At 55.5% G+C, this 25864-nt stretch carries 28 protein-coding genes and 1 tRNA gene; 20 read left to right on the top strand and 9 right to left on the bottom strand.

The window, feature by feature from the left end; genetic code table 11:
- Nucleotides 1-84 precede the first annotated feature (84 nt).
- Genes ET33_RS17715 through ET33_RS17705 form a run of 3 tightly spaced genes read left to right on the top strand, consistent with a single transcriptional unit; the run spans nucleotide 85 to nucleotide 1687 of the window.
- A complete protein-coding gene (locus ET33_RS17715) occupies nucleotides 85-672 on the top strand; it encodes a DNA-3-methyladenine glycosylase (RefSeq protein WP_036684521.1) in 588 nt (195 codons plus the stop codon).
- A gap of 16 nt (nucleotides 673-688) precedes the next feature.
- Nucleotides 689-1003, top strand: a complete 315-nt coding sequence (locus ET33_RS17710) for an MGMT family protein (protein WP_036684518.1) — start codon at nucleotides 689-691, stop codon at nucleotides 1001-1003.
- Nucleotides 1004-1048: 45 nt separating this feature from the next.
- Nucleotides 1049-1687 (top strand): TVP38/TMEM64 family protein, encoded by a 639-nt coding sequence (locus tag ET33_RS17705; protein ID WP_036684515.1) that lies wholly within the window; start codon nucleotides 1049-1051, stop codon nucleotides 1685-1687.
- A 54-nt stretch (nucleotides 1688-1741) separates the two neighbouring features.
- Here the strand turns inward: ET33_RS17705 and ET33_RS17700 are convergent, their stop codons facing one another.
- On the bottom strand, nucleotides 1742-2326 hold the full coding sequence (locus ET33_RS17700; protein WP_161783548.1) for a PspA/IM30 family protein: 585 nt from the start codon (nucleotides 2324-2326) through the stop codon (nucleotides 1742-1744).
- Nucleotides 2327-2380: 54 nt separating this feature from the next.
- Nucleotides 2381-2608 carry a PspC domain-containing protein gene (locus ET33_RS17695; protein WP_036684511.1) on the bottom strand — a complete coding sequence of 76 codons (228 nt, stop codon included), beginning with the start codon at nucleotides 2606-2608 and terminating at the stop codon, nucleotides 2381-2383.
- Nucleotides 2609-2854: 246 nt separating this feature from the next.
- Here ET33_RS17695 and ET33_RS17690 point away from each other — a divergent pair, with 246 nt between their 5' ends.
- Entirely contained in the window at nucleotides 2855-4222 is a 1368-nt protein-coding gene (locus tag ET33_RS17690; protein ID WP_036684507.1) for a sodium-dependent transporter, read from the top strand.
- A gap of 287 nt (nucleotides 4223-4509) precedes the next feature.
- On the opposite strand, the gene ET33_RS17685 is transcribed toward ET33_RS17690, so the two are convergent.
- On the bottom strand, nucleotides 4510-5355 hold the full coding sequence (locus ET33_RS17685; RefSeq protein WP_051775413.1) for an ElyC/SanA/YdcF family protein: 846 nt from the start codon (nucleotides 5353-5355) through the stop codon (nucleotides 4510-4512).
- Between the two features lie 174 nt (nucleotides 5356-5529).
- Between ET33_RS17685 and ET33_RS17680 the strand changes: the two genes are divergently transcribed.
- The 8 genes from ET33_RS17680 (at nucleotide 5530) to abc-f (ending at nucleotide 12353) form a co-directional block, all read left to right on the top strand.
- Nucleotides 5530-6009: a DUF4878 domain-containing protein gene (locus ET33_RS17680; protein ID WP_036684505.1), complete on the top strand. Its 480-nt coding sequence runs from the start codon at nucleotides 5530-5532 to the stop codon at nucleotides 6007-6009.
- 204 nt (nucleotides 6010-6213) lie between these two features.
- Nucleotides 6214-6894 carry a futalosine hydrolase gene (locus tag ET33_RS17675; protein WP_036684501.1) on the top strand — a complete coding sequence of 227 codons (681 nt, stop codon included), beginning with the start codon at nucleotides 6214-6216 and terminating at the stop codon, nucleotides 6892-6894.
- Entirely contained in the window at nucleotides 6891-7730 is an 840-nt protein-coding gene (locus ET33_RS17670) for a 1,4-dihydroxy-6-naphthoate synthase (protein WP_036684497.1), read from the top strand. Before ET33_RS17675 ends, ET33_RS17670 begins: the two co-directional genes overlap by 4 nt.
- Before the next feature lie 60 nt (nucleotides 7731-7790).
- Nucleotides 7791-8375, top strand: a complete 585-nt coding sequence (locus tag ET33_RS17665) for a YdeI/OmpD-associated family protein (protein WP_036684495.1) — start codon at nucleotides 7791-7793, stop codon at nucleotides 8373-8375.
- A gap of 346 nt (nucleotides 8376-8721) precedes the next feature.
- Entirely contained in the window at nucleotides 8722-9396 is a 675-nt protein-coding gene (locus tag ET33_RS17660) for a YceI family protein (RefSeq protein WP_036684492.1), read from the top strand.
- Between the two features lie 308 nt (nucleotides 9397-9704).
- On the top strand, nucleotides 9705-10055 hold the full coding sequence (locus ET33_RS17655; protein WP_051775412.1) for a chemotaxis protein CheW: 351 nt from the start codon (nucleotides 9705-9707) through the stop codon (nucleotides 10053-10055).
- A 101-nt stretch (nucleotides 10056-10156) separates the two neighbouring features.
- Entirely contained in the window at nucleotides 10157-10300 is a 144-nt protein-coding gene (locus ET33_RS39255; RefSeq protein ID WP_167336435.1) for a hypothetical protein, read from the top strand.
- Between the two features lie 100 nt (nucleotides 10301-10400).
- Entirely contained in the window at nucleotides 10401-12353 is a 1953-nt protein-coding gene (gene abc-f / locus ET33_RS17650; protein WP_036684489.1) for a ribosomal protection-like ABC-F family protein, read from the top strand.
- Nucleotides 12354-12427: 74 nt separating this feature from the next.
- On the opposite strand, the gene gluQRS is transcribed toward abc-f, so the two are convergent.
- A complete protein-coding gene (gene gluQRS / locus ET33_RS17645; protein ID WP_036684486.1) occupies nucleotides 12428-13387 on the bottom strand; it encodes a tRNA glutamyl-Q(34) synthetase GluQRS in 960 nt (319 codons plus the stop codon).
- A 204-nt stretch (nucleotides 13388-13591) separates the two neighbouring features.
- Nucleotides 13592-13668: transfer RNA gene (locus ET33_RS17640), tRNA-Asp, on the bottom strand.
- A gap of 443 nt (nucleotides 13669-14111) precedes the next feature.
- Between ET33_RS17640 and ET33_RS17635 the strand changes: the two genes are divergently transcribed.
- The 4 genes from ET33_RS17635 to ET33_RS17620 all read left to right on the top strand — a co-directional run bounded on the left by ET33_RS17635 (nucleotide 14112) and on the right by ET33_RS17620 (nucleotide 17057).
- The gene (locus ET33_RS17635; RefSeq protein ID WP_036684484.1) at nucleotides 14112-14543 is read left to right on the top strand and encodes a DUF1641 domain-containing protein; all 432 of its coding nucleotides are present in this window, start codon (nucleotides 14112-14114) and stop codon (nucleotides 14541-14543) included.
- A 35-nt stretch (nucleotides 14544-14578) separates the two neighbouring features.
- Nucleotides 14579-15757 carry an NAD(P)/FAD-dependent oxidoreductase gene (locus ET33_RS17630; protein ID WP_036684481.1) on the top strand — a complete coding sequence of 393 codons (1179 nt, stop codon included), beginning with the start codon at nucleotides 14579-14581 and terminating at the stop codon, nucleotides 15755-15757.
- A gap of 85 nt (nucleotides 15758-15842) precedes the next feature.
- Nucleotides 15843-16421 carry a TetR/AcrR family transcriptional regulator gene (locus ET33_RS17625; RefSeq protein WP_036684740.1) on the top strand — a complete coding sequence of 193 codons (579 nt, stop codon included), beginning with the start codon at nucleotides 15843-15845 and terminating at the stop codon, nucleotides 16419-16421.
- A 57-nt stretch (nucleotides 16422-16478) separates the two neighbouring features.
- Nucleotides 16479-17057, top strand: a complete 579-nt coding sequence (locus ET33_RS17620) for an NAD(P)H-dependent oxidoreductase (RefSeq protein ID WP_036684478.1) — start codon at nucleotides 16479-16481, stop codon at nucleotides 17055-17057.
- A gap of 53 nt (nucleotides 17058-17110) precedes the next feature.
- On the opposite strand, the gene ET33_RS17615 is transcribed toward ET33_RS17620, so the two are convergent.
- The 3 genes from ET33_RS17615 to ET33_RS17605 form a co-directional block, all read right to left on the bottom strand.
- Entirely contained in the window at nucleotides 17111-18634 is a 1524-nt protein-coding gene (locus ET33_RS17615; protein WP_036684475.1) for an MFS transporter, read from the bottom strand.
- Between the two features lie 225 nt (nucleotides 18635-18859).
- Nucleotides 18860-19546, bottom strand: a complete 687-nt coding sequence (locus ET33_RS17610) for a queuosine precursor transporter (RefSeq protein ID WP_036684472.1) — start codon at nucleotides 19544-19546, stop codon at nucleotides 18860-18862.
- A 216-nt stretch (nucleotides 19547-19762) separates the two neighbouring features.
- Nucleotides 19763-20116 (bottom strand): c-type cytochrome, encoded by a 354-nt coding sequence (locus tag ET33_RS17605; RefSeq protein ID WP_036684737.1) that lies wholly within the window; start codon nucleotides 20114-20116, stop codon nucleotides 19763-19765.
- A gap of 227 nt (nucleotides 20117-20343) precedes the next feature.
- On the opposite strand from ET33_RS17605, the gene ET33_RS17600 reads away from it, so the two are divergent.
- From ET33_RS17600 to ET33_RS17580, 4 genes are all read left to right on the top strand, one after another.
- Nucleotides 20344-21330 carry a lipoate--protein ligase gene (locus ET33_RS17600; RefSeq protein ID WP_036684470.1) on the top strand — a complete coding sequence of 329 codons (987 nt, stop codon included), beginning with the start codon at nucleotides 20344-20346 and terminating at the stop codon, nucleotides 21328-21330.
- Nucleotides 21331-21450: 120 nt separating this feature from the next.
- Complete coding sequence (locus ET33_RS17595; protein ID WP_036684467.1) at nucleotides 21451-22335, top strand: GNAT family N-acetyltransferase; 885 nt, start codon at nucleotides 21451-21453, stop codon at nucleotides 22333-22335.
- A 333-nt stretch (nucleotides 22336-22668) separates the two neighbouring features.
- Nucleotides 22669-23889 (top strand): Bcr/CflA family multidrug efflux MFS transporter, encoded by a 1221-nt coding sequence (locus tag ET33_RS17590; protein ID WP_036684465.1) that lies wholly within the window; start codon nucleotides 22669-22671, stop codon nucleotides 23887-23889.
- Between the two features lie 424 nt (nucleotides 23890-24313).
- On the top strand, nucleotides 24314-25054 hold the full coding sequence (locus ET33_RS17580; RefSeq protein ID WP_152570662.1) for a potassium channel family protein: 741 nt from the start codon (nucleotides 24314-24316) through the stop codon (nucleotides 25052-25054).
- A gap of 85 nt (nucleotides 25055-25139) precedes the next feature.
- On the opposite strand, the gene ET33_RS17575 is transcribed toward ET33_RS17580, so the two are convergent.
- Entirely contained in the window at nucleotides 25140-25805 is a 666-nt protein-coding gene (locus ET33_RS17575; RefSeq protein WP_036684736.1) for an NAD(P)H-dependent oxidoreductase, read from the bottom strand.
- Between the last annotated feature and the right edge of the window lie 59 nt (nucleotides 25806-25864).

Genomic DNA, 25864 nt, shown 5'->3' with positions numbered 1-25864 from the left:
ACTTGCTTCGAGGAGCCATTTCCATTTAAAATTTGTCTTTGAGGAGAAATCGGCCGGTTGATTCCATGATGTGAGGTGCATGTTATGTCATTGAAACCTGTCACCGCTTCATTTTTTCAGCAGCCGACGCTGGAGCTGGCCCGTTCCTTGCTCGGCATGCTGCTTGTGAAGGAGACCGAAGCCGGTACGGCATCGGGCTGGATTGTCGAGACCGAGGCCTACATCGGCCCGGAAGATCGGGCGGCGCACAGCTTCGGCAACCGAAGGACGCCCCGAACGGAAGTGATGTTCGGCCCTCCCGGCCACGCCTATACCTATGTGATGCATACGCATTGTCTCATCAATGTGGTCAGTGGGCCGGTGGACCATCCGCAGGTGGTATTGATTCGGGCAGTTGAGCCATACACGGGAACGGAGCTTATGTACGAACGCCGCGGCCGGGATAAGAAGGAGCGGGAGCTGACCAGCGGCCCGGGGAAGCTGACGAAAGCGCTCGGCATTACGATGGACGATTACGGCAGGCCGCTCTTTGAATCGCCGCTCTATATCGCCGAAGGAAAACAGCTCGGGCCGGTGGAGACCGGTACCCGGATCGGGATCGAGAACAGCGGCGAAGCCCGCGATTATCCATGGCGTTTTTGGATCGGCGGCAACCGGTTTGTCTCGAAGTAGAGGAGGTAGCTAGCGTATGAACCCATTTACGCAGCGGGTCATCGAGATTATTCAAGGCATTCCGGAAGGGTATGTCATGACCTACGGTCAAATCGCCGGGCTGGCCGGAAGTCCGAGAGGGGCCAGACAGGTCGTGCGCATTCTTCATTCGTCAAGCGGCAAACACAGGCTGCCCTGGCACCGGGTGGTCAACGCCCGAGGGGAAATTGGAATCCAGCAGGAGGAAGGCCGCATGCTCCAAATGCTGTACCTGCGGGGCGAAGGCGTCGAGGTTGCCGACAACGGACAACTTGATTTGGACCGGTGGCGCTTCATTCCGCTTGACGAGTAACGGCTCTGCAGCGCAGATCATTATGCCATTCCCGGGAGAAGGTTCATGTTCAAAAAAATTAGCTTAGCCCTCCTCTACCTTGCCGCGGCTTATCTCATCTACAGGTACGGTGAAGAGATCGTGAGGTGGTTTCAAGCCTCCAACCACATGGCTCTGGTCATCCTTGCGGCAACGGTCCTGGCCTTATTTCCGGTCATCCCCTATCCGGTTGTCGGCGGGGTCATCGGCGCAGCATTCGGGCCGGTGCTCGGTGCGGCGATCACATGGACGGGCTCGACGGCGGCTTCGTTGCTCATGTTTTTATTTGTCCGTTACGGGTATCAGGAATGGGGCCAGCGAATGCTGTACCGCTACGAGCGTCTCGGCAAGCTGACCGTTCTATTCGAGCGGAACGCCTTTTTGACCGTCCTTTTCGCCCGGCTCATTCCTTTCATTCCGTCCGTTATCATCAATGCGTATTCCGCTTTAAGCCGCGTTTCCTTTGCCGCTTTTACCGCGTCATCCGCACTGGGTAAAATCCCGGCGATGCTCTTGTTCGCATTCGTGGGCAATACTTTGATGACGGAGCCGGGAGCGGTATGGCTTGCCATTGGAATTTACGGGGGCTTCCTCGCGGCCACACTACTGGCCTACCGGCTATGGAAACGAAGCAAGGAGCCGGTCCCAAGCGACCGGAAGGCATAAAAAAGAGAGGCGCCGCCAAATGGTGGCCCTCTCTTTTTGCTCTATAGACAAGACTTACCGCTGAGCGGCAGGCCGGCGGCTAAGCTCCGCCAGTGCTTCCGACTGCATAATTCTTTCTTCAATTCGATCGAAGCCGCGAGCGGCTGCGCCGCCCTCGAAGCTGTACAAGAAGCGGGGCGCCGAAGGCTTGACTTGGGCTTCCACTTTCTGAGCGCGGGCAACAAGCTCCGTGCGCTTCTCCTGCATGGCTGCGTAGGCCGCTTTCGTTTCCTCCAACTGCTGCGAGAGCTCTTCCAAGCGCTGCTTGGCGGCTTCGTACCACTCCGAGCATTCCAGCGACTTGTCCAGATAATGCAGCTTCGCTTCCATGGCTTGGCGGGCCTCCTCTTCGCGGCCGTCGGCCAGCGCTTCGGCCGCATTTTTCTCGCATTGGGCAGCCAGTCGGTTGTAGGCGTCGATTTGCATTTTCAGCGACCGTTCCGCGCCGGACTGCTTATTCAGCGTTCGCTGGACCTCATCGATTTCCTCCTTCATGGTGCGGAGGTAATGATTAAGCATCATCACCGGGTCCTCCAGTTTGCTCAGCGCCTCATGTGCGGCGGCTCTCGATAGATCAGATAGTCTGGTTAAAACTCCCATGGTTGTTTTAGCTCCTTTTGTCATATTTTATAGTTTGATGTAGATTTGCGTAGATTAGTAGTTATGATAAGGGTTCATGACCGCGTAGTCGTCGTACGGCGCTTTCGGGACAAGCAGGCTGAGAACAAAATAGATCAGCGTGACAGTTCCGAAGCTGCAGAAGGCGGCGATGACGACCAGCAGGCGAACGAGCGTCGGGTCCAGGCCGAACCAATGCGCGAGACCTCCACAAAGGCCAGTCAGTCTGCTGTTGCTGCGGGAGCGGTATAATTTTTTGTTCATAAAACATTCTCCTTTTTCGAATATATATCTTTCATTTTCGTTAGTCGGTTGTTTTGTGCTTGCTTCATGTCTTTATTGTAGTCTGCATTCGTTCTTGCGAAAACCGACCTGTGGCGGTTTTTGAACTGGACCTAAGGAGGGGAAGGTATTCAACCTAAGTCGGAGTAAATGTAAATTTTTACCTTCAACAATTCCATAATTTGTTTATACTAGTGTTATTATCCTATTAAAGTTGGGGAGTAGAGTATGAAAAACGATCAAGGTTCTGAGAACGTTCCTAAAGCCAAGGGGGAAAAGGGGGAAAGGTTTACGTCAAGCGGCTTCATTCTGGCCGCGATCGGGAGCTCGGTGGGGCTCGGCAACATGTGGAAGTTTCCTTATATTACGGGCAAGCATGGGGGAGCGGCATTTTTTCTGTTGTTTATTGTTTGTTTGATCATCGTGGGGCTGCCGGTACTGCTGGCCGAGATGACGATCGGCCGGGGCGGCCGGGCGAACGCTTCGCTTGCCTTCTACAAGCTGACCAATAAAAAGGTATGGGGCTACTTCGGTTTTTTATCTGTCCTTACCGCTTTTTTGGTCATGTCCTACTACGCCGTTGTTGCCGGGTGGACGCTGCATTATACCTTGGAATCGTTTACAGGATTGCTGTTCCAGCAAGGCGCCGATTATAAGGATAAGTTCGTTACGTTCGCGGGCGGGTATTGGCCTTTGTTCTGGCAAGCCGTCGTTATGATCATCACCGCCTGGGTTCTTGTGAGGGGCGTCTCCGGGGGGATCGAGAAGTTTAATAAAATTTTGATCCCGGGCTTCCTGATCATTTTGCTGGTGCTGATGTTCCGTTCGCTTACGCTTCCTGGCGCCGGTGCAGGGGTCGAGTTTTTCTTGAAGCCGGATTTCTCCAAACTGGATGCGGAGTCCGCTCTCATTGCCTTAGGGCATGCCTTCTTCTCCTTATCGCTTGGGATGGGCATCATGATCACGTACGGATCGTATGTCGACAAGAGACAATCCCTCGGCAGCGCAACGCTGGCGATCGGGTTCGGGGATCTGATTTATGCGTTTATTGCCGGGATCGTTATATTTCCGACCGTCTTTTCTTACGGTTTGAAGCCTAGCGAAGGGGTAGGACTGGCATTCATGGCGCTTCCCGCCGCGTTCGCCCAGATGCCGTTTGGCGCAATCTTCGGAGGGTTGTTCTTCCTGCTGCTCGCGATCGCCGCATTGACCTCCGCCGTCTCCATCCTGGAGGTACCGGTTGCGTATGCGATGAACCGCTGGAGCTGGACCCGGAAGAAAGCGGCGGTTATCGTGTCCATTGCATGCTTTATAGTCGGCATCCCGTCCGCCCTCTCGGTCGGCGGTGTGCTCGGCACTTTCACCCCCGGCGGAAAGTCGATCTTCGATTGGGTGGACTTTATGACGGCTTACGTGCTCATGCCGATTGGCGGCTTGGTCGTTACGCTGTTTACGGGCTATGCGTGGAAATTGGCTGGGGAAGAAGCTGGCCTCAACGGCTTCTGGTACCGCGCTTGGATGTTCCTGCTGAAGGTCGTATCGCCGATTATGATCATTCTGGTGTTCCTGTATTCGGTCGGTCTTCTGTCCTTTTAGGACGGTAGAGGAGGGTCTTCGGCTCTCCTGAGGTTTTTGAGAAAGTGGTCAATTGAGGTAATAGAGGTGCACGAGGGGGTGGAGTATCTACTTCCGGTCGCTGTTGTCTGCAGGAAATCTTTATTGGAAGCCGCTTAGCAGCGGATATTTCCCGCAGACAAAGGCGAACGCTACCGCTCCTCCAGTAGATACCCCACCTCCGTATGATCTCTATTTTATTCAGAAACCACTTTCTCAACACTCTGAGGAGGGCTTATGGCTCTCCTCTTTTTGCTATGTCAGCGGCCTTAGGGTCTGTCTTGCCTGGCCGGCTCCGGGACAGCCTTCCTTATATAGGCGCCATAATGAGGAAGAAGCCGCTGGTAAGCAGACATGACCTCCTCGGGGATGTCGACATGGACGATATATCCTTTGCCCCGGGGGCCGTAGCCCTCTTCGTTATCGCAGAGCCGGGGAATTTCCCCCATGATTAGGGAGATGAAGCGCTCTATTTCCCAGACGGGTCCGATCCGTCCGGGCAAATCGTATGTCCATGTTTTCCCTTCTGCCTTCAGCTGAGGGACAAACGCCGCATAATTGATAAATTCAATATCCGACAAGCTTCTCCAAGCTTGCTGGAACGTAGCGAATGTTCGCTGCTGCATGGTCGGGTCCTGCATCAGGATCACGCGCCGGGGAGTTCTACCCATCTTCTGAAGAACCGCCAGCGCATTCGACGCATTATTGCCGCAATGGGTCGATTCGGTCTCAAGTATGATCTGTTCCTTACGGACGCCGGCATGGATAACGGCAGCATCAAGCAAAATTTCCGCCTCCGATCGATGCTGCACATTGATAGCCGCATACTTCGCCGTTTGCTTCACGCTTTCTTGCAAAAAGGAGGTCGAGTGCCCCGTCCCGCCGACAATCATGAATTCTTTGGCTAAACCGTTCTGGAACGCTTCCGCTGCTTGTTCGACGGTGTTCAAAATGCTGCTGCCCAGCAAGATGAGCAGGTCGGCTTGTTCGGTCCCGCAGGCGTTTAGCAGTTCGCTGCGGGATAAAGTCGTCAGATCCCTGCGTGCCAAGAACCGGGCGATTCGATTCAGATCGGCCGTGGCTTGCGCCTGTTGTGCTTCATTGTCCCACTGCATCGTTATCGTCTCCCTTTTGCCAATATACATTTATTATGAAGGGCCGATATCGGCTTTTCAATGGAACGCGGGGGTTGAAACTAAGTTTAATATCGGTCGGACCTAATTTTTTAACTTGTAAAATAGTAAATAATTGGGTACCATGAAGAAAATTATTTTAGGGAGCTTTTGCAGATGAAACAAAGCTTTAAAAATACATTATTTTCTCTAGCTGCCGTCTCCGTCTTATCTTTTAATATAGCTTCTGTCTCTGCGGTAGCTCCTGCAGCAAATGGAGCACAAAAACCTGTTGATGCTGTCACGAATTATTTTAACGCACTTAAATCGGAAAAAATCGATGACATGATCCATCACTCCATTGATACAAATTACGCTGATGAAGCCTCTCAAAGAAAAGGCTATACCCAAGATTTCAAAGATGATCAGCTTTTAGGGTTCGAGATTGTGTCTACTAGAACTATTGATGACAATACAGCGGAAGTAAATGTTAAGTTAAATTACAAGGAAATGCGCCAAACCCCTGCTTTACCTTTCAAGGTCATTAGAGCAAACGACAGATGGAAAATACTAATTGAACCTTTTGAAATTAAATTAGATAAAACAGTTGTGAAGGGTGCACCTAAACAATTCATTAAGTACGACGACAATCTTTAACTTGCGTACTCTTCTAAAGTAAGAGGATCCGCCATGGCGGGTCTTCTTTTTATCTTCTTCCAAATATATATAGCCGTGCCGCGACTAACGGTAGAAAGTTTACTTCATTCCTTATAAGTATTAAAGTAAAAAGAAGGGAAGAGAGTCGTTTTCGGAAAACATTTGCCCGATGGGAACAAGGGTGTCGTGAAGGAGAAGGTAACGATGAGTTATGAAATCAACGCCAGCCGGGAACAGACGGGGCTGCGCGTATTGGTGATAACGGCCGTTCCGGCCGAGAGGGATGCCGTGCTGCGCGGGCTGCGGGGCGACGCCAGGTTCGACGTCGTGGCCGGAGGCGTCGGCCCGGCCGCGGCGGCGGCAAGCGCTGCGAAGGCTTTGGCCGCGGCCGAGTACGGCCTGGTTGTCAGCGCCGGGATCGGCGGCGGCTTCCCCGGCCGGGCGGAGATCGGCTCGCTGGTAGTGGCCGACGCGATCGTCGCCGCCGATCTGGGCGCCGAGACGCCCGAAGGCTTCCGCAGTGTGGACGAGCTGGGCTTCGGCTCCAGCCGGATCGCGGTCGACGCCTCTCTCGCTGCGCGGTTGACGGAGGCGCTGCAAAGAGCCGGGCTGCCGGCGCATACCGGTCCGGTGCTCACGGTGTCCACCGTGACCGGCACGGCGGCGACTGCCTCGGAGCTGGCGGCCCGGGTGCCGGGGGCAGCGGCCGAGGCCATGGAAGGCTTCGGCGTGGCGGTGGCTGCCCGCGACCTCGGGATACCGGCGCTTGAGCTTCGCGCCATCTCGAATGCGGTCGGCCCGCGCGATCGCGAAGCCTGGCGGATCAAAGAGGCGCTGGACGCGCTGGAAGCGGCGGGTGCAATTTTACTGGAGGTGTTACGATGAAGATCGCTTTTTCTCCTTGCCCGAATGATACGTTTGTGTTTCACGCTTGGGTTCACGGGCTGGTGCCCGGTGCTCCGAAGCTTGACGTGACGTACGCGGATATCGATATTACCAATCGGCTCGCGGCGGAGCCCGGGGGACCGGATGTGCTCAAAATATCATTTGCGGCGCTGCCTTGGGTGCTGTCCGAATACGCACTGCTGCCCTGCGGGGGCGCGCTTGGACGAGGCTGCGGACCGCTGGTGCTCACGAACAATCCGGCGGTCAGCGCTGAAGGTCCGGCCGCTTTGGCCGGCCGGCGGGTCGCGGTGCCGAGCGACCGCTCGACCGCGTATTTGCTGTTCCGCTTGTGGGCGGCCCAGCAGGTTCCGGGCGGTGTGGGCGAGATCGTTGTGATGCCGTTTCACGAGATTATGCCTGCGGTGCGGGACGGTCAAATCGATGCCGGGCTGGTCATCCATGAAGCCCGGTTCACGTACCCTTCATACGGCTTGACCCTACTCTCCGACCTGGGCAGCTGGTGGGAGGCGGATACGGGCCTGCCCATTCCGCTTGGGGCAATCATCGCCCGCCGGTCGCTGGACCGCACGGCGATCGTCGAATGGACCCGCGCCTCGGTCAAGTACGCGTGGGAGCATCCTCAAGCCTCCCAAGATTACGTGATGAACCATGCGCAGGAGCTGTCTCCGGAAGTCGCCCGCGCGCATATCGACCTGTACGTGAACGAATACACGGCGAATCTGGGCGAGAGCGGTTACGGCGCAGTGGAGGCCCTGCTTGGCCGGGCGGCGAAGGAAGGGTTGGCTCCGTTCTTCGACTTGTCCCTCCTGCGTTGAGGCACGGGACGAACCAGTCAACCGACGGATAGATTACATGGCCCGGGAGGCGAGAGACGCATGTCCAAGAAAGAAAGCGAGCTGCCGATCTTATTATTTGCAGACCAACCGTCTTGGGAAGCTTGGCTGGAGCAGAATCATGTCGCATCGGCCGGAGTAAGGCTGCATCTGGCGAAGAAGCAAGCGGATGTCGTGACGTTAACGTATCAGGAGGCGCTGGAAAGCTCCTTGTGCTACGGCTGGATCGACAGCCGGAAGGAAGCTTACGACGAGAGTACTTGGCTTCAACGGTTTACGCCGCGCGGCGCGAAGAGCATCTGGTCCAAGGTGAATAAGGACAAAGCGGAAGCGCTGATCGCAAGCGGCCGGATGCAGCCCCCCGGTCTCCGGGCGATTGAAGCCGCGAAGCAGAACGGGCAGTGGGACAAGGCGTACGAGTCGCAAAGCCGCGCCACGGTACCCGATGATTTGCAAAGCGAGCTGGACCATAATCCGCAAGCTAAAGCTTTCTTCGAAACGCTCGATAGCCAGAACCGATACGCCATCCTGTTCCGGATTCACAGTGCGAAAAAGGTGGAAACGCGGGCGAAACGAATTCAGCAATTCGTGACGATGCTGGAGCGAGGCGAGAAGATTTACCCGTAGAAGCAAACAAGCGAGGCCTTCAGCCCGAGGGTCTCGCCAAATTTTTAATCTTATTTTAATCTTCGCTTCAGCTAAAATTAAGGCAGACCAGTTACGATAGGCCACAAGAACGGAGAAGGTGTGCTATTCGCGCTCCATTACACTACCATGTGTAGTGTATCCGGCGCCGATGATGCTATACTGATGAAGCGGGACTCGATGTTTTTTTGCATCAGGCGTACCGTAAGGGAATTTTTTTTCGTTAATTACACTACATGTTGTAGTGTAATTTAGGGGGTCAAGCGAATCTGCCCATGAAGAAAACAGGCTGCACCGCAGCTAATATGATGAAGGAGGAATAATTATTATGAAATTGAAGTTGGTCGCTTTTGCCGTAGGTGCTGTCGTAGTCGTCGGAGGGGGATATGCCGCTTACGATTATTACGCGGGGAACCATGTGGCGGTACAGAACGTGATTCCTGCGAATGCCACGGCGCAGGCTGCCGGGGGGGCCGTTGAAGCAAGCAAGCTGGACGGGCAGTGGAACATCAGCCCGGATTCCAAAGTATACTTCTCGGTCACGACCTCCAAGGAAACCGTGAACTTCGAAGGCAGCGCAGTGAAAGGGAGCTGGACGCTTGATTCGTCCGATCCGTCCAAGATGAAAGCCGAGGCGGCGCTCGACCTCAAATCGATCTCGTCCGGCAACTCGCAGAGGGACGAGCATGTCCAAGGGGAGAAGTTCCTGAACGCCGCTGCGAACCCCGAAGCCAAATTTACACTAAAATCGTTCGAGAACTTCCCTAAGACGTGGAAAGAGGGGGAGAAGGTTTCTTTCGACATGACCGGTACGCTTACCGTGAATGGCAAACCCAAGGACGTCACGTTCAAGAGCGACGCGGTTTACAGCCAAGACGCGATCCGTATGGAAGGCAGCACGGTCGTTACCTTTGAAGATTTCGGCTTGAAAAATCCTCACGCGGTTGTCGTATCCACCGAGAACAACGTGACCGTGCAATTAAGGCTCATCTTGAAAAAATAGACTGCCCGTACACCGCAATCGCGCATTCGTTGGCTGCCGGACACGAAGCCACAACGGCCTGCAGCCACGAACCGGCGCGTTTTTTTTGCGCTCTCGCATCCGTTCTCAACAGCCGCCTTCCCCAACCCTCCAATTACCATGGAAGTTAATGCTTTTAGACCATCCAAAAGTTGCCCGATTTGTGTCCTTTTCATCTTGTCAGTGCGGTTCTCTTTGATTATAGTGTGAGCATACCGAAGAATAAGGAACCTAGACGATCTTGCTTTTCACTACGTACAGCATGAAGGCGCAGATAGGACGGATAACCGATGTGGAAAACGCAAATCAAGAAATTGCAACGTGTACCCCTGCGCGGAACGGTGCTGCCGGTCTACGATTTGCGGCAATGCTTGCGTCTGCGCCTACCGGAGGAGAAGCCGACGGCAAAATCGCGTGTGATTGTAATGGAAGCGGAAGGTCGGGACGTAGGAATCGTGATCGACGAGGTGACGGAAGTGCTGCGCGTTCGGGATGCCGAGATCAAAGCCGCCGGCTCCGTTATGCGGATCGATGACCGGTACCTTCGCGGAATTTATCGGCAGGACGACCGCTTCTTTATTTTGCTCGACATGGACCGTCTGCTGGAAGGCGCGGCGGCCGGGGAAGCCGTACAACCGTAGCGCAGCGCTCAATCCGGACGGCAACTGCCGGTTAAGCTTGCCAACCGCCTGTCCGTTATGGTAGAGTTGTAAATAACTTGAACAAGAGGAGGTGAGGTAGGATGAATCACGAGATGGTGAACAACCGTATTAGCCAGCTGTTGATGCTTTTGGCTGGCATTGTGCATGCTTTTTCCGTCAACGGGAGAGGTCTGTCCAAAAATGACTATACGGTTTCACCATTCGCGAAAATAATCCTACCTTAACCGCAAACGGATGCCAGTCCGAAGAGCCGTAGGGATTTTTTCCTGCGGCTCTTTTTGTTGCATACAAAGGTTAGGATCACAACAAGGAGGATTCCTTAAGATGATCGTTAACTGTCAAAATATAAAAGCGTACCATGGCGCACAGCTTGTTCTTGAAGATGTAAACTTGGATATTCAGCAAGGCGAACGCATCGGACTGATCGGTCGCAACGGCAGCGGCAAATCGACTTTATTGCAATTGATCGCCGGGCAGCTTCGTCCCGACGCCGGGCAGCTTACCGTACGGAGAGGAACCCGAATCGGCTATTTGACGCAAATTCCGGCGGAGTTCGAAGGCCGGACCGTCTATGACGTGCTGGCCCTCGGCCATCGGGAGCTGCTGGAGTGCCGTTTGAAGATGACGGAGCTGGAGAAGCTCATGTCGGAGCCGGACGCCGCAGACGGCCCGGACCGGCTGGCCGGGTGGCTGGAGCAGTATGCGGCGCTGCAGGAGAAGTTCGAGCGCGGGGGTGGCTACGAGCTGGATGCCGTCATCGAGCGGGTCGCGGACGGCCTGCGGATTGACCGCGGCAGCTATACCCAGACGTACGCCACGCTGTCGGGAGGAGAGAAGACCCGCATCAATCTGGCCTCGCAGCTGATTCGCAAGCCCGAGCTGCTGCTACTGGACGAACCGACGAATCACCTTGACCTGCACGGCGTCGAATGGCTGGAAGATTATTTAACCCAATACGACGGTTCGTGCCTGATCGTCTCGCACGACCGGTATTTTCTGGACCGGGTCGTCACGAAGATCGTCGAGCTGGAGGACGGCGAATCACAGTCGTATTTTACCAACTATACCGGCTATATGAAGGAGAAGGAGGCGCGGCTGCTTCAGCAGTTCGCCGACTATCAGGAGCAGCAGAAGAAGATCAAGAAGATGACGGAGACGATCAAGCAGTTGGAAACGTGGGGACGGATCGGCGATAACGGGAAGTTTTTCCGGCGGGCGGCTTCGATGCAAAAAGCACTGGACCGCATGGAGAAGCTGAAGCGGCCGGTACTGGAAGCGAAAAGCGCCGATTTCGGCCTGACGCAGGCGGACCGTTCGGGGCGGAAGGTTGTGACGCTGGAGGGCATCGGCAAGAGCTACGGGAGCCGGAAGCTGCTGGACGCCGTCGACGGAGCCCTGGCTTACGGAGACAAGGTTATGCTTATCGGGAAGAACGGATCGGGAAAATCGACCTTGTTCAAGCTCATCCTTGGCGAGGAAACCGTCGACGAGGGCCGCTTCGAATGGGGCGCGCGCGTGGACATCGGCTATTTGGCCCAGCAGGAGTACCCGGATGCGCCGAAGAAATCGGTGCTGGATTATTTTCGCAGCGAAGCGGGTCTGGAGGAAGGGGAGGCCCGGGGGATTCTGGCCAAATATTTGTTTTACGGCCCGGATGTGTTCAAATCGGTCAATCTGTTGTCGGGCGGGGAGTGGACGCGGCTGAGGCTGGCGCTGCTGGTGCTTCGCAAGCCGAATCTGCTGCTGCTCGACGAGCCGACGAACCACCTGGACATCGCCTCGCGGGAAGCGCTGGAGGAAGCGCTGGAGACATTCCCGGGTACCGTGCTCGCCATCTCGCATGACCGCTATTTCATCAACCGGCTGGCCGGGCGCATCTGGGAGCTGGACCATGGCAGGATCACCGTCTATCTGGGCAGCTTCGACGAGTATCAGGAGAAGCGGAAGCAGCGCGGAAGCTCGGGTGGGATTTTTGCCGTTCAGAGCGGGGACGCCACTCCTCCTACGGCCGTGAAGGCAAAGCCTGCGGTTCCGGCCTCGGCTCAGGGCAGGGCGGACGGGCGTGGGAAAGCGCCGGACCGCAGTAGGGAGCGCGACATGCTAGAGCGGTCCATTGCCGAGGCGGAAGAGCGGCTCGCCGCCATAGATGCCGCCATGCAGGAGCAGGAGGCGGGTACGGACGCCCTTTTGCTTAGCGAGCGATGGGCGGAGCGGGAAGCCGCGCAGGAAGAGCTCGACCGCCTCTATGAGCAGTGGTTGGCAGAGGGAGAGGAATAAGCGGGGCAAAGACGAAGGACCGTTTCGCGCCAGAGGATGAGGCGTGGAACGGTCCTTTTTTGGTTAAAATATATTCAAGCGCTGTCGGTCAGAAGGCCGAGCGTCTCCCGGCTTAAAGCAATTCGTTCGCCGGAGAGGCGTTCCAGCGTGAAAAGCGGAACCAGTTCAGTCGCTTTTACCGGTTCGGGGCGGTGAAGCAGGCCGGCTGCATAAGCCAAGTGGCCGATCAGCCGCTCCGGCGGAATGCCGGCAGTGCGGAGAGTGGCCAGAGAGAGGCTGCGATCTCGCTTGGACAATCTGCCGCCCTCCGGCCCACAGAGCAGCGGAACGTGGCAGAAGCTCGGCGGGGGCGTCTCCAACAGCTCGTACAGGACGAGCTGCCTCGGGGTCGAATCGAGAAGATCTGCTCCCCGCAGCACATCGGTGATCCCCATGGCGGCATCGTCGACGACGACCGCCAGCTGGTAACTGAACTGTCCGTCCGCGCGTTTGACGACAAAATCGCCAAGAGCGCCGGGCGGCACGTGCTGTATGCCCGCCATGCCGTCCTCGAAGGAGAAGGAGCGCTCCGGAATGGCCACCCGCAAGGATGGTGGCTTAAGCTGGGCCTTGCGCCTGCGCTCCTCCTCGCTGAGCGCCTTGCACAGCCCGGGATAAACGGCGCCTTCCGAGGCAAGGCCGTGCGGGGCGCTGGCGGCCAGCTCCGCCCGGCTGCAATAGCAAGGATAGAGCTGTCCGCTGCGCTGCAAGCACCGGACCGCCTGCTCGTACAGCTCCAGCCGCTGGCTTTGCAGATAGGGGCCGAAAGGGCCGCCGGTGGCCGGACCTTCGTCCCAGTCCAGTCCCATCCAAGTTAAATCTTCTACGATGAGCTGAGTATATCCCGGGCGGGAGCGAGGCCCGTCGATATCCTCGATACGCAGCACGAACGTACCGGAGGCGTGCCGCATTTGCAGCCAGGCGAGCAGCGCCGTGAAGGCGTTGCCGATATGCATCGGTCCCGAAGGCGTCGGGGCGAACCGTCCGCGTCTCATCGAATCACCTCGCAGGTATACAAAAAAGAGCAGGATCTCCCCTGCCCGGTTGGTTATGTATGATGAATGTGATCCCTTAGTAAATCAATGGCGGAGCCGACGGGATACTCTCCGTTTCACTCCGAGACTGCGAAGTAACGCTATCGAAGTAAACGCTCCGACGAACCCTATGGGTTCTCATCCCTTTGCAATGAAGTTAATCAATGGCGGAGCCGACGGGATTCGAACCCGCGGTCTCCTGCGTGACAGGCAGGCATGTTAGGCCTCTACACCACGGCTCCGCGTTAGGGACAACAATGATAATAACACAGCCGCCCGATTTTGGCAAGTAGCTCGGAGAGAAGAATAGGCTGGATGAAGGAAGCCGCATCGGTCCCTGAAAGTAATCTACACCCGCTCTTTTCCCAGTTCTTTCGGTTCCTGACTACAAATGGACACATTCCTGAAATTGAACGTTGGTTAGTCACAAAATATTCACAAATGTCGAAATTTGTTTTTCCACGGCTCCCTCTTCGGAGGTATAATCTATAAGTATATAGGGTTCCGTTTCGACCTGATCATGCTCCCGAAAATGTGAAAATTGTAACAAGCGTGAGGGGAGGCCTCCGAACGGGCTTCTCCTCGCTTCCTATATTTTCGAGAAAAACATGATGTTTGCATCGCCTGACCAGGTATCGACACAATTAACGGACTTCTATTCCAAAGTAAAGGAGGACGTTCTCTAATGTCAGTAGCATCCACTCAACAAGCGGTAGTTGCAGCCGAGCCCACCCGGGAATCCTTGGATGTGCTTGATCAGTTGATGAAGCCCGAGGTGCAGGAATCTTTAACGGTATTGGTCGAGAATTTGCCGAAGCTGGCAGAAATGGTGACCATCCTCACCAAAACGTACGATTTGGTGCAAAATGTAGCCACGGACCGCGTATTTATCGAAGACATCAAAGGCGGCGTCGAAGAATTCGTGAAGCCGATTCAGGACACAGCCAAAGGTCTGGCGTCCGCGGCAATCGAAGCGAACGACCGTGCACAGGACGAATCCACAACGATCGGTCTGTTTGGTTTGCTCAAAATGCTGAAAGACCCGCAAGTACAAAAGATGTTCCGTTTTTCTCAGGCATTCTTGGATGTCTTGGCTGAGCGCCAGCAGCGTCAATAATAAAGGAAAGCTGAATCAAGGAGCGGATGAACAGGATGGCTAAGCAAATTTTGATACTAGGCGGCGGCTACGGCGGATTGCTGAGCGCCCTGACGGCCCGGAAGTACATGACGGCGGAAGAAGCGACGATTACGGTCGTCAATCGTTATCCGACGCATCAGATTATTACGGAGCTGCACCGGCTGGCTGTGGGCAACCTGACGGAAAAAGCGGTTGCCCTGCCGTTGGAAAAGCTCTTGCGCGGCAAAAATGTCAATCTTCAGATCGATACGGTCGAAGAGATTCGCCCGGACCAGAAAGAAGTTCTGATGGCCAGCGGCAAAACGTACGATTACGACGTGCTCGTTATTGCTCTCGGCAGCGAAACGGCGTTCTTCGGCATTCCGGGTCTGAAGGAGCACAGCTTCATTCTGAAATCCGTGAACGACGCCAACCGCCTTCGCGCGCATGTGGAAGCTCGCATCGACGAGTACAGCCGCACGAAAAACAAAGCCGATGCGACATTCGTTGTCGGCGGCGGCGGCTTGACCGGCATCGAGCTTGTCGGCGAATTTGCGGACATGTTGCCTAAGCTTTGCCGCAGCAAAGGCGTCGATTTTAACGATATTTCCCTTTATACCGTGGAAGCGGGTCCGTCCATTCTGGCCGGCTTCGCACAAGAGCTTGTCGAGCGTGCACAAACGAGCCTCGAAAAGCGCGGCGTGAAGTTCTTGACCGGCGTTGCGATTACGGAAATGCAGGAGAATACGGTATTCCTGAAGGACGGCAGCTCCATCGAGACGAACACACTCGTATGGACCGGCGGCGTACAAGGCAACTCCGTCGTGGCCAACTGCGGTATCGAAGTCAACCGCGGCCGCGCAACGGTAACGGAAGGCTTGCAATCCACGTCCCATAAAGATATTTTCCTCGCCGGCGACAGCGCGGTCGTTATGGGCAACGAAGGACGTCCTTACCCGCCGACAGCGCAATTGGCTTGGCAAATGGGCGAGACGATCGGACATAACATTTTCGCTTACTTCAACAATGCGCCGATGGATACGTTCACGCCGGTATTTTCCGGTACGCTGGCGAGCCTCGGCCGCAAAGATGGGATCGGCACCGTCGGCGGAAACCAAACGCGCCTCAAAGGCCTTCCGGCTTCGCTGATGAAAGAAGCAAGTAACATGCGCTATTTGACCCATATTAACGGTCTGTTTACATTGGCTTATTAATTTTTAACTAGAAGGCACCCTGCCGGGTGCCTTCTTTGTTTATGTTACTCTTGCTTTTTAGTTAGCATTCACTTACAATATGGTCATGATGAAGAAACCGCATATCGATAGCAAGAAAAAAGATATTTTGCAGGCGGCCATGCGTCTGTTCGCTACCAAAGGGATCGACGGCATTTCCGTCAAAGAGATTGGGGATGCGGCTGGCGTCACTGATGCCGCCATTTACAAGCATTTTAAAAGCAAGCAGGCGATGGCGCTCGAAGCGTTCTCCCATTACTGCGGCGGCTATACGCGCTTGATCGACTATATGGGCGGTCAACCGGGGACATTCCACAGCCGGTTCCACCGCTTGATCGACGAAGTGCTGCGCATGCATGATGAGGAGCAGTACGGCATGCTGCTGCTTGCCCAGCAGCACGAAATTTTCGCGGAAGCCAGCCGCAGCGGGGAGAGACAGCTATTCGACGCCCTCGTTGCCTTCATCGAGCAAGGCATCGAGCGCGGAGAGCTTCCCGATCAGGATGCCAGGTTGTCAGCCGTGCTGATTCTTGGCGCATTCAATCAAATGGCGCTTTCTAGCCTGCACGGGGAGCTTCCGGCCCGCTTGGAGCCGCTGGCATCGGAAGTGAAACAGAGGTTTTCCCATTTATTAGGTCAGCTTTGACCTTTTCTTTTTACATAAAAAGTTAGTGAATGCTAACTAAAAGGAGTGAGTTTAGTCATGAAAAAAGTTTTGATCGTACAAGGAAATCCGGTGGAGCACAGCTACGGATGGGCGCTGGGGGATGCTTATGTGGAGGGGGCCGCGGCTGCCGGGGCCGAGGTTCGGGTGATTCGTTTGGCCGAGCTTGACTTTAACCCGAATCTATCGGGCGGTTACAAGAATAAGCTTCCGTTGGAGGACGATCTGGTCAAGGCGCAGGAGTCGATCCGGTGGGCGGAGCATCTGGTCTTTACGTATCCGATCTGGTGGGGTGGTCCGCCTGCGTTGCTCAAGGGCTTTCTTGACCGCGTCTTCCTGCCGGGCTACGCTTTTAAATACAAGAAAGGCTCCCCGCTGCCCGATCAGCTGCTCAAAGGCAGAACGGCGAGGCTGATCGTGACGATGGATGCGCCTGTCTGGTATTACCGGCTCGTGCAAGGCCAACCGGGTCATCGGATGATGAAGGTGTTCACGCTGCAGTTTTGCGGCATCCGGCCCGTCAAGGTCACCTCGATCGGTCAAGTTGGCAAATTGACGGACCCGGAGCGGGAGCATTGGCTGGTGAAGATGAACCGTCTGGGACAAGCTTTGGCGTAAGCGAAAAAGAAGCCTGTGCCCTCCACAAAGGGGACACAGGCTTCAAGCGCATATCAGTGGGAAGCCGCCGCTTCGGCCGCCGGGTCCAGCTTCTCCTTGCTCATCGCGAAAGCTGCAACCAGCGCCAAGCCTGCCGGGATCAGGCTCCAAGCAAACGTCAGGACGACCGAGGACGATAGCCCTTCCGTAATCGTACCCAACGCTTGCGGAGGGATCTGGGCGCGGGTGGCCGGGTCCAACAGCGCATGCGGGTCGCTGAAGTCGATGCCCTGCGGGACGGCGGCTTGACCGCTACCTGTAAAGGCATACGTCAGCTTCCGGGTCAGCGCATGGCTTTGGATGATGCCGAACAGCGTGATGCCAAGCGTCATGCCGAGCGAGCGAAGGAAATTGAGCGTAGACGTCGCCGCCCCGCGCTGGCTGGCCGGGAACGACTGGATCGCCGCGTTGCTGAGCACGGAAAAGGAAGCTCCGATTCCGAGGCCTGTCAAGATCATGTACAGCGTGACGATAAAACGCGGCGATTCCGGCGTCAAGGTCGTGAGAAGGGCAAGACCCAGCACAAGCAGGGCCAGCGTCGGAATCATGATCGACCGGAACGGCATTTTCGTCATCAAGAAACCGCCCAAGGTCGCCGTCACGACCGAGCTGAGCATCATCGGAAGCAGCATAAGGCCGGAATTGGTGGCCGTGCCGCCAAGCACGCCTTGGATGAAGATCGGAATGTACACGGAGGCCGTGATGAACGCCGCCCCGCTCAAGATCGCAACGGCATTGCTTGTCGCGTAGAGACGGTTCCGGAACATGCCAAACGAAATGATCGGCTCTTCGGCGCGCTTTTCCACGAACAGGAACAGCAGGGTAAGGACCGCAAATCCGGCGAACAAGCCCAAGATTTGAACCGAGCCCCAAGCATACTGCTTGCCGCCGAACTCCATCGCGAACATGAGGCAGACGACGGCTCCGACCAGCGTCATGGCGCCCCACCAGTCGATCCGCTGCTTCGAATGAACCGGCGACTCTTTATAGAAGAGCGCAATCATGATGAGCGAGATTAAGCCAAGCGGCAGGTTGATATAGAAAATCCAGCTCCAGTGGATGTAATCAGTAATGTAAGCCCCGAGCAGCGGACCGAAAATACTGGACATGCCGAATACTGCGCCGAATAGCCCACCGAGCTTTCCCCGGTTTTCCGGTGTGACGGTGTCGAACATGATTGTGAACGCAATCGGCACCAAGGCCCCGCCGCCAATGCCTTGAATCGCGCGGTAGATGCTTAATTGTACGATCGAAGTGGCTGTTCCGCAAAGAACGGAGCCGAGCATAAAGACGATGATTCCGAAGACGAAAAATCGTTTACGTCCATACATATCGGATAGCTTGCCGAAGATCGGCATCCCTGCCATTTCTGCCACCATGTAGGCGGAGGTCGCCCAGACGAATTTATCGAGTCCGCCTAGCTCGCCGACGATCGTTCCGATCGCGGTCGCCATGATGGTATTGTCCATCGAGGCCATCAGGATTGCAAGAAGCAGCCCCGCTACGACCATCCCGGTTTTGTTGGTTGATTTGCCCATGAGTTGATGTCTACCTCCGATATGAAATGTTTTAAGCTTTATATACATACTATACCTTAGCCTAACTGACAACTGGTTGTCAGGATTCAAAAGTTGGATATAAAGTTTTTTTGAAGATATGGGATCGCATTGGTTACAGGTATCGCATGCCGATAGGGCGTACCATAGCCCCTTAAAAAAAGACGCTCCCGCTCAATAAACGAACGGAAGCGCCATTATAACGAATCAAGCCTCGTCTTCCTTGATGCGGAAGCTGCGGGCAATGTAGAGCACCGGCGTCGAAGCGACGGAGATGACGAATTTGAATAAGTAGGTCGTCAGCAAAATTTGCAGCCAGACGTCCAGCGTGTACACCCCGGCGAAAGCGATGGTGCAGAAGACCAGCGAGTCCACAAGCTGGCTGAGCCCCGTACTGCCGTTCGTCCGGATCCAGAACTGGTTGTACACCGGAAACCGCTTCTTCAGATAGCTGTACACCCTCACGTCGAGGAACTGGCTGATAAAGTAGGCGCATAGACTGCCTGCGGCCAGCCGCGGCATTAAGCCGAATATCGTCTCGAGCGAGCTCTGTGCGATGTCGCTTTCCTGCGGCGTGAACACGAGCGCCATCTGCATGATGACCGTCGAAGCGACCAAGCTGAAAAAGCCAAACCATACCGCCTGCTTGGCTTCCTTCGTCCCATACTTCTCGTTGAGCAGGTCTGTCGACATGTAGATCGACGTGTAGACGGTGTTGCCGAGCGTCATCACGATGCCGAGCATCTCAATCGTTTTGACGACTTGGATGTTGGCCAGCACGGTGGCGAAGCCGATCCAGGCATACAGTCCTTTCTTCCCGAACAAACGATAGCAAAGTAGAAACAAAGCAAAATTCACGACGACAAACAAAATTCCCCATGCCAAATTAAACATTTACCGTTTCCCCCTTAGTTTTGATAACGCGGGATGGTCTCGAACCGCGGATGGGCCAGATGCCCGATCGAATACCAGAATAGCAGAAACGCCCAAGAAAAGGAATGGAACGATTTTACATAAAAAACCCCCTGAAAGCCGCAGCATCGTTTGACAACGCGCGGTTCAGGGGATTTTCGAGCGGTAAACAATAAATGGGTCCGTTAGAGAAAGCCCTTATTTCTTAGCGGCGAGCCAATCGCTGATGGCACTGGTATCGGTATCGGACAGTCTGCCCTTGAATGAAGGCATTCCTCCTCTGCCATTCGTCACAATTGTCGCAATTTGGTCTTTGGAGTACTTGCCCCCTACCTTCGTCAGGTTGGGACCGACGCCGCCTTCAAAGTTCACGCCGTGACAGCTGATGCAATTTTGCTTATAGATCGCTTGGGCATCCACGGTAGTGGTTCCGCCTCCCGGGGCGGGGGTTGCGGCTCCTTGATCCGCAGGCGGCGGCGTTTTGGCGGGTTGATTACAAGCAGACAGTGAGACGACAAGGAGAAGGGCGACACAGACGAATGTTTTGTTCATTTGGCGAGCTCCTTTGGGAAAATGCTTGAGCTTGTCGGCCGAGGAACCCTGGCCATCAACAAGCTTCGATCCCTGTCCGTTCAGGGACGTCTGATCTAGGTTTTCCTGCGCCGCTTTTTTCATGCACGGCTGCGGCGGACAAGACGCTCGATCCAGGCTGCGGCCCTTGCTATAATAGAGCTGGAACGGGGAGCTGTCCGTTCGAAAAGGAGAAGGGGGAGAAGCGCATGCTTTTCATTGACAATAACGGCATTACCGATCCCGCATTGAACCTGGCGCTGGAGGAATATGCTCTAAAGCAGCTTCCGACGGACCATGATTATTTGTTGTTTTATATCAATGAGCCGTCGATCATTATTGGGAAAAACCAGAATACGGCGGAGGAGATCAACCGGGAGTACGTCGAGGGTCGCGGCATTCATGTCGTGCGGCGTCTGTCCGGCGGCGGGGCGGTATACCACGATCTCGGCAACCTTAATTTCAGCTTCATTACGAAGGATGACGGCAAGTCCTTCCACAACTACCGCAAGTTTACCGAGCCGGTGATCCGGGCGCTGCATCGGCTTGGCGTCGAGGCGGAGCTGACGGGGCGCAACGATATTCAAGTCGGGGAGCGGAAAATATCCGGCAATGCGCAGTTTGCCACCAAAGGGCGGATGTTTACCCACGGCACGCTGCTGTTCGATTCGCAGATGGACCATGTCGCATCCGCGCTGAACGTCAATCCGGAGAAGTTCAAGTCGAAGGGCGTGAAATCGGTCCGCAGCCGGGTGGCGAACATTACGGAATTTTTGAGCGGGCCGATGACGATTGAGGCGTTCAAGCAGCATTTGCTGGACTCGATCTTCGAAGGATCGGAGGTTCAGCGGTATGAGCTGAGCGCAGCCGATTGGGATGCGGTACGGCAGCTTGCGGACGAACGGTACCGGAGCTGGGACTGGAACTACGGCAAGTCCCCGGCATTCAACGTTCACCGCGTGAAGCGCCTGTCTGCCGGCACGTTCGACGTCCGGCTGTACGTGGAAGCGGGAGTGATCCGCGAGGCTGCAGTATATGGCGATTTCTTCGGCCAAGGGGATGCGGCCGAGTTTGCCGCCAAGCTGCAAGGCGTCCGTTACGATACGGCTGCACTGACCGGGGTGCTGGACGATGTGAATTTACAGCACTACTTCGGACAAGTGACCAAGGACGAGTGGCTGGAACTGCTGTTATAAGCGGTGTATTTTGACCGGATGCTTCGGGAAAAAATGATTGTAAACCAATCGTTATCTGCCGGAACCTTCTCCACGACGGTATACTAAAGACTCAAATGGTAACGAAGTGGGGGACAGCGGATGAAATTGATCGAGAAACAAGGACTCTCGGAGCAAGAGCTGCGCGATATTCGGGCACTCGCAGACCTGTGTAATGCTGAGGACAGCATTACGCTGAAGCTGAACTGGGAAATGCTTTCCGAACGGCCGGCCGGGGTAACGAACGACTTTTTGATGTATGAAGGGGAAAAGCTTATCGGGTTTCTGGGGATCTACTCTTTCCGGTCGACGGAAGCGGAGATCAGCGGCATGGTGCATCCGCAGCACCGGCGGAAGGGCGTGTTCACCCAACTGGCCGATGCGGCGACCGAAGAATGCAGGCGCCGCGGGATTCCGAAACTGATCTTTATATGTCAGGAGCGTTCGGTTTCGGGCAAAGCGTTCCTGCAGGCCCGGGGAGCGGTCTATTCGTTCTCCGAGCACTGGATGGAGATGCGGGTACCGGACGGGCAACCGCCGCAAGTTCCGGATACGCGGCAAGCGGAAGCTCTGGAGCTCCGATTGGTGACGGCGGACGATGTCGAAGTACTGACGGAGCTCAATCGGCAGGGGTTCGATATGTCGTATGAGGATGCTAAAGTATTCGCGGAGAAAACCGTGACTGACGGGAAGGAGAACACGTATGTCGCGGAGCTGGGCGGCAAGCCGATCGGCAAGCTGGCTGTACGCGTGGATGAAGGTGCCGCCTTTATTTTCGGCTTCTGCGTATTAACGGAGTACCGGGGACGCGGATGCGGGCGGGAAATTTTGGCCCGGACGATAGAGCGCATATACCGGGAAGGCGGAACGGTGCGCTTCGAGCTGGAGGTTGCGGCGGACAATCCCCGGGCGCTCGGGCTGTACGAGTCGTGCGGCTTCCGGGCGCTAAACGCAAACGATTATTATACGATTGAGCTCGACGGATAGGCGGGGATTGATCGGCAGCAGAACGCAGGTGCCTCGGGACGAGAGGCCGCCTGCGTTCTTTTTATAGCGTAAGGGTCGGCAAGCACGGCTTTAACACACCGTTCGCCGCTGCTGCCGAGCGCATTTTGCATTGACTTTTAAACCTACATGTAACTATAATTGTTACAACCAAGGGACCGTAGAATAGAGAGAAGATGCCTCTGTCCCAATTACGGATAAGAAAGAGATGTGTGGTTTTATGAATCGGGTAGGAAAGGTTGTGCTTGACCAAAATCGGATTGCGACGCTGATGATGGACAATGGGCGTCGGACGCGGAACGGAGGCGTGGGCTTATGAGCCGGATCGAAGCTTCGGCGCAAGGCTCCGTGCCGTCGCGCCGGATATGGATGGTGTTCATCTTAGGCTCATTGTCCGCATTTGGGCCGCTGTCGCTCGATATGTATTTGCCCGCATTGCCGAAGCTGGCGGGCGATCTGAACAGCAGCACGTCGATGGTCCAGCTTAGTCTGACGGCTTGTCTGCTCGGGCTGGCTCTCGGCCAGCTGTATGCCGGGCCGGTCAGCGACGTGCGCGGCCGGCGGCTGCCGCTGCTGATCGGTCTGATCCTCTACGGCGTGTCTTCGGTGCTCTGCGCCATCGCGCCATCTGCAGAGCTGCTTGTATTGCTGCGCTTTATCCAAGGGATGGCGGGCTCCGCAGGGATCGTCATTTCACGGGCCATCGTGCGGGATATGTACTCGGGAACGGAGCTGACGAAGTTTTTCTCACTGCTGATGCTAGTGAACGGGGCGGCGCCGATTCTTGCGCCCATCGCGGGCGGGCAGCTGCTGGAAGTTACCTCTTGGCGTGGCGTGTTTGTCGTGCTTGGCCTGATCGGCGTTCTGATGCTGATCGTGGTCGTGCTGGCCCTGCCGGAGACACTGCCGCAGGAGCGGCGGTCCAAGGGAGGCTTGGGAAATACGCTCACGACATTCCGCCGTCTCCTGAGCGACCGAACATTCATGGGCTATGCCCTGGCGCAGGGCTTCGTCATTGCTGCTATGTTCGCTTACATTTCGGGCTCGCCCTTCGTGCTGCAGGATATTTTCGGCGTGTCGCCGCAAGGGTTCAGCGTCTGCTTCGCGATTAACGGCCTCGGCATCATTCTCGCAGGGCAAGTCACGGGCCGGCTGGCCGGACGGGTCAGCGACAAGCGGCTGCTGGTCAGCGGGCTGGCGCTCGCTTCGGTCGCCGGTGTGGCGCTGCTGATTGCGATCGTGTCGGGAGCCGGGCTGTATGCGATTCTGGTGCCTCTGTTCTTCGTCGTATCCAGCGTCGGGATCGTATCCACGGCCGGCTTCTCGCTGGCGATGCGCAACCAGAGCGAATCGGCGGGAAGCGCCTCGGCTCTGCTCGGCGTACTGTCGTTTATCTTCGGCGGAATTGTGGCGCCGCTGGTCGGCATCGCCGGCAATCAGACGGCCGTGCCGATGGGGATCGTGATCGCCGCAGCCGATGTCAGCTCGGTGCTGTGCTATTTGCTGCTGGTACGGCGGCATGAGAATAAAGCTTAATGGTTAAGAAGCCTTCCGCAGGGCATGGGTTGGGACCGACCTCATGGCGGAGGGCTTTTTTTGTATATTTTGCAGCTTGGAACGCCGCGAAAAAGAACGAAAAATCGCGCAGTGTAGCGCTCTATCGGATAAAATCGTTTCACGGGGAACATTGTCGGAAAAAGTCCTTTTCCAGGTGCAGGAAACCATTTTTACAGCGCGAATTTATCGGTATATGCATAGGATACGCCTGCCTGCTTCGGAAGCAAGTTCGTACGTGATTCGACAGCTCGGGAGCGGAAATCCCCTTGATTACGGCGTGCTGTCGAAATCCGCTTTGTAGAATCCTGTTATTCGACATGGCGAAGGAGAGAAATCGAGTGAGGTTTTGGTTCCAATTCCGCAAGCTGTTTTTCTCCGTCTTCCAAATCCGTATGAGAACCTTGTGATCGCCACCGGGCTGCTGGTGCTCACAAGCTCGGTTCTTATGCCGATTCTGGAGCCGGAGCAGTTTCCCCGGGTTTACGACGGACTGTGGTGGACGGTCGTTACGCTTGCTACGGTCGGCTACGGGGACGTGTTTCCAAAAACCGATCTTGGCCGATTGTGGGGCATTCTGCTCATTGTCGGCGGGGTCGGTTTGTTTACCTTATTTATCGGGAGGCTCTATGAAATGGTGGTCGAACGGCAAGAGAGAAGGAAGAACGGAGACTTGGATTATACGAAGCACGGCGGCGGCCATGTTGTCGTCATCGGCTGGAGCGGCCGCGCCCGGATTACGATCAAAAACATCCTCAAAAACGAGCCGTCTACGGACGTCGTGCTGATCGATGACCGGCTCGCCACAGCGCCGCTGGATGAACATAACTTCTTGTTTATCCGGGGGATTCCTTCCAGGGACAAAACCTTGCACCGCGCCCGGGTGGCGGAAGCCCGGGAGATCCTTATTTTTGCCGACGAGTCGCTGAAGGTGGAGAACCCGTATAATGCCGATGCCCGTACGGCGTTCATTCTGACAAGCGTCGAACGGATCGCGGGGAAGGTTCAGACCACGCTGGAAGTGGTGCTTGAAGAAAACCTGTCCAATTTCACGAAAATTGCCTCGAATACGCATTTCAAAATATCCGATCAGTCGTTCGCCGAGCAAATGTATTCGGGACCCGAGCGAAAGGCGGCGGAGCGATAACGGCACCGGCCGGTCCGTCAGTTAGAACAAACAACCCCTTCTTCCGCTACGGATCGAAGGGGTTGTCTATGGGGCAAATCGAGGATCAGTTCACCCACTGCACGACTTGCTCAAGCGATTGCCTTGTTTTCGGACGTGGTTCACTCACGCGGTAGCCGAAAGCGGCCATGCAGGAAATGCCGAAGTTGCCTTGAAGAATCCCTTCTTCTCTGAGAACCTGCTCCGCTTTGGCTTTGTCGAACCCTTCGATCGGGCACGAATCGATGCCGACTTGAGCGGCTGCCGTCATCATGTTACCCAGAGCAATATAGGTTTGCCGGGCTGCCCATTCGAACATCACGCGTTCGTTGTCGAGCAGGTCGAAATCTACTTCCAGAAACTTGTGATAGATGCTGGTAAAGTGGGCGCGAATCTCTTCCGGAAACTGCTTGACGTTCGTCAGCATGTTTTGAATATAGTCTGAATTGGCGACCATATCGGCTTTTGTGCGGGAGAGGATGACGACAAAATGGCTGGCGGTCGGCAGCTGCTTGGAGGCTCCCCAAGCGAACGGCAGCAGCTTTTCGCGAATTGCGGGATTCTGCACGACGACAAATTTCCACGGTTCGAAGCCAAAGGAGCTTGGCGACAGTCGCCCGGTTTCCAAAATGAATTGGAAATCGGCATCGCTTATTTTTTTGTCGCTGTCGAATTCCTTGCACGCATGCCTGAACTGAAACGCCTCGATAATTTGCTGTTTTCTTGCTTCCATAAATAACGCCTCGCTTTCGGATAATAAGAGTTCCTGTTCAGCATTATACCCTTTCGTAT

The organism is Paenibacillus tyrphae, from assembly GCF_000722545.1.
Classification (GTDB): domain Bacteria; phylum Bacillota; class Bacilli; order Paenibacillales; family NBRC-103111; genus Paenibacillus_G; species Paenibacillus_G tyrfis.
Note: the sequence above shows the minus strand (reverse complement) of the source record. Positions and strands in the feature narration are given on the sequence as shown.

Excerpts from the sequence above, each read along its gene's own strand:
- ET33_RS17715 (WP_036684521.1), top strand. The coding sequence starts at position 85 with ATGTCATTGAAACCTGTCACCGCTTCATTTTTTCAGCAGCCGACGCTG.
- ET33_RS17710 (WP_036684518.1), top strand. The coding sequence starts at position 689 with ATGAACCCATTTACGCAGCGGGTCATCGAGATTATTCAAGGCATTCCG.
- ET33_RS17705 (WP_036684515.1), top strand. The coding sequence starts at position 1,049 with ATGTTCAAAAAAATTAGCTTAGCCCTCCTCTACCTTGCCGCGGCTTAT.
- ET33_RS17700 (WP_161783548.1), bottom strand. The coding sequence starts at position 2,326 with ATGGGAGTTTTAACCAGACTATCTGATCTATCGAGAGCCGCCGCACAT.
- ET33_RS17695 (WP_036684511.1), bottom strand. The coding sequence starts at position 2,608 with ATGAACAAAAAATTATACCGCTCCCGCAGCAACAGCAGACTGACTGGC.
- ET33_RS17690 (WP_036684507.1), top strand. The coding sequence starts at position 2,855 with ATGAAAAACGATCAAGGTTCTGAGAACGTTCCTAAAGCCAAGGGGGAA.
- ET33_RS17685 (WP_051775413.1), bottom strand. The coding sequence starts at position 5,355 with ATGCAGTGGGACAATGAAGCACAACAGGCGCAAGCCACGGCCGATCTG.
- ET33_RS17680 (WP_036684505.1), top strand. The coding sequence starts at position 5,530 with ATGAAACAAAGCTTTAAAAATACATTATTTTCTCTAGCTGCCGTCTCC.
- ET33_RS17675 (WP_036684501.1), top strand. The coding sequence starts at position 6,214 with ATGAGTTATGAAATCAACGCCAGCCGGGAACAGACGGGGCTGCGCGTA.
- ET33_RS17670 (WP_036684497.1), top strand. The coding sequence starts at position 6,891 with ATGAAGATCGCTTTTTCTCCTTGCCCGAATGATACGTTTGTGTTTCAC.
- ET33_RS17665 (WP_036684495.1), top strand. The coding sequence starts at position 7,791 with ATGTCCAAGAAAGAAAGCGAGCTGCCGATCTTATTATTTGCAGACCAA.
- ET33_RS17660 (WP_036684492.1), top strand. The coding sequence starts at position 8,722 with ATGAAATTGAAGTTGGTCGCTTTTGCCGTAGGTGCTGTCGTAGTCGTC.
- ET33_RS17655 (WP_051775412.1), top strand. The coding sequence starts at position 9,705 with ATGTGGAAAACGCAAATCAAGAAATTGCAACGTGTACCCCTGCGCGGA.
- ET33_RS39255 (WP_167336435.1), top strand. The coding sequence starts at position 10,157 with ATGAATCACGAGATGGTGAACAACCGTATTAGCCAGCTGTTGATGCTT.
- abc-f (WP_036684489.1), top strand. The coding sequence starts at position 10,401 with ATGATCGTTAACTGTCAAAATATAAAAGCGTACCATGGCGCACAGCTT.
- gluQRS (WP_036684486.1), bottom strand. The coding sequence starts at position 13,387 with ATGAGACGCGGACGGTTCGCCCCGACGCCTTCGGGACCGATGCATATC.
- ET33_RS17635 (WP_036684484.1), top strand. The coding sequence starts at position 14,112 with ATGTCAGTAGCATCCACTCAACAAGCGGTAGTTGCAGCCGAGCCCACC.
- ET33_RS17630 (WP_036684481.1), top strand. The coding sequence starts at position 14,579 with ATGGCTAAGCAAATTTTGATACTAGGCGGCGGCTACGGCGGATTGCTG.
- ET33_RS17625 (WP_036684740.1), top strand. The coding sequence starts at position 15,843 with ATGATGAAGAAACCGCATATCGATAGCAAGAAAAAAGATATTTTGCAG.
- ET33_RS17620 (WP_036684478.1), top strand. The coding sequence starts at position 16,479 with ATGAAAAAAGTTTTGATCGTACAAGGAAATCCGGTGGAGCACAGCTAC.
- ET33_RS17615 (WP_036684475.1), bottom strand. The coding sequence starts at position 18,634 with ATGGGCAAATCAACCAACAAAACCGGGATGGTCGTAGCGGGGCTGCTT.
- ET33_RS17610 (WP_036684472.1), bottom strand. The coding sequence starts at position 19,546 with ATGTTTAATTTGGCATGGGGAATTTTGTTTGTCGTCGTGAATTTTGCT.
- ET33_RS17605 (WP_036684737.1), bottom strand. The coding sequence starts at position 20,116 with ATGAACAAAACATTCGTCTGTGTCGCCCTTCTCCTTGTCGTCTCACTG.
- ET33_RS17600 (WP_036684470.1), top strand. The coding sequence starts at position 20,344 with ATGCTTTTCATTGACAATAACGGCATTACCGATCCCGCATTGAACCTG.
- ET33_RS17595 (WP_036684467.1), top strand. The coding sequence starts at position 21,451 with ATGAAATTGATCGAGAAACAAGGACTCTCGGAGCAAGAGCTGCGCGAT.
- ET33_RS17590 (WP_036684465.1), top strand. The coding sequence starts at position 22,669 with ATGAGCCGGATCGAAGCTTCGGCGCAAGGCTCCGTGCCGTCGCGCCGG.
- ET33_RS17575 (WP_036684736.1), bottom strand. The coding sequence starts at position 25,805 with ATGGAAGCAAGAAAACAGCAAATTATCGAGGCGTTTCAGTTCAGGCAT.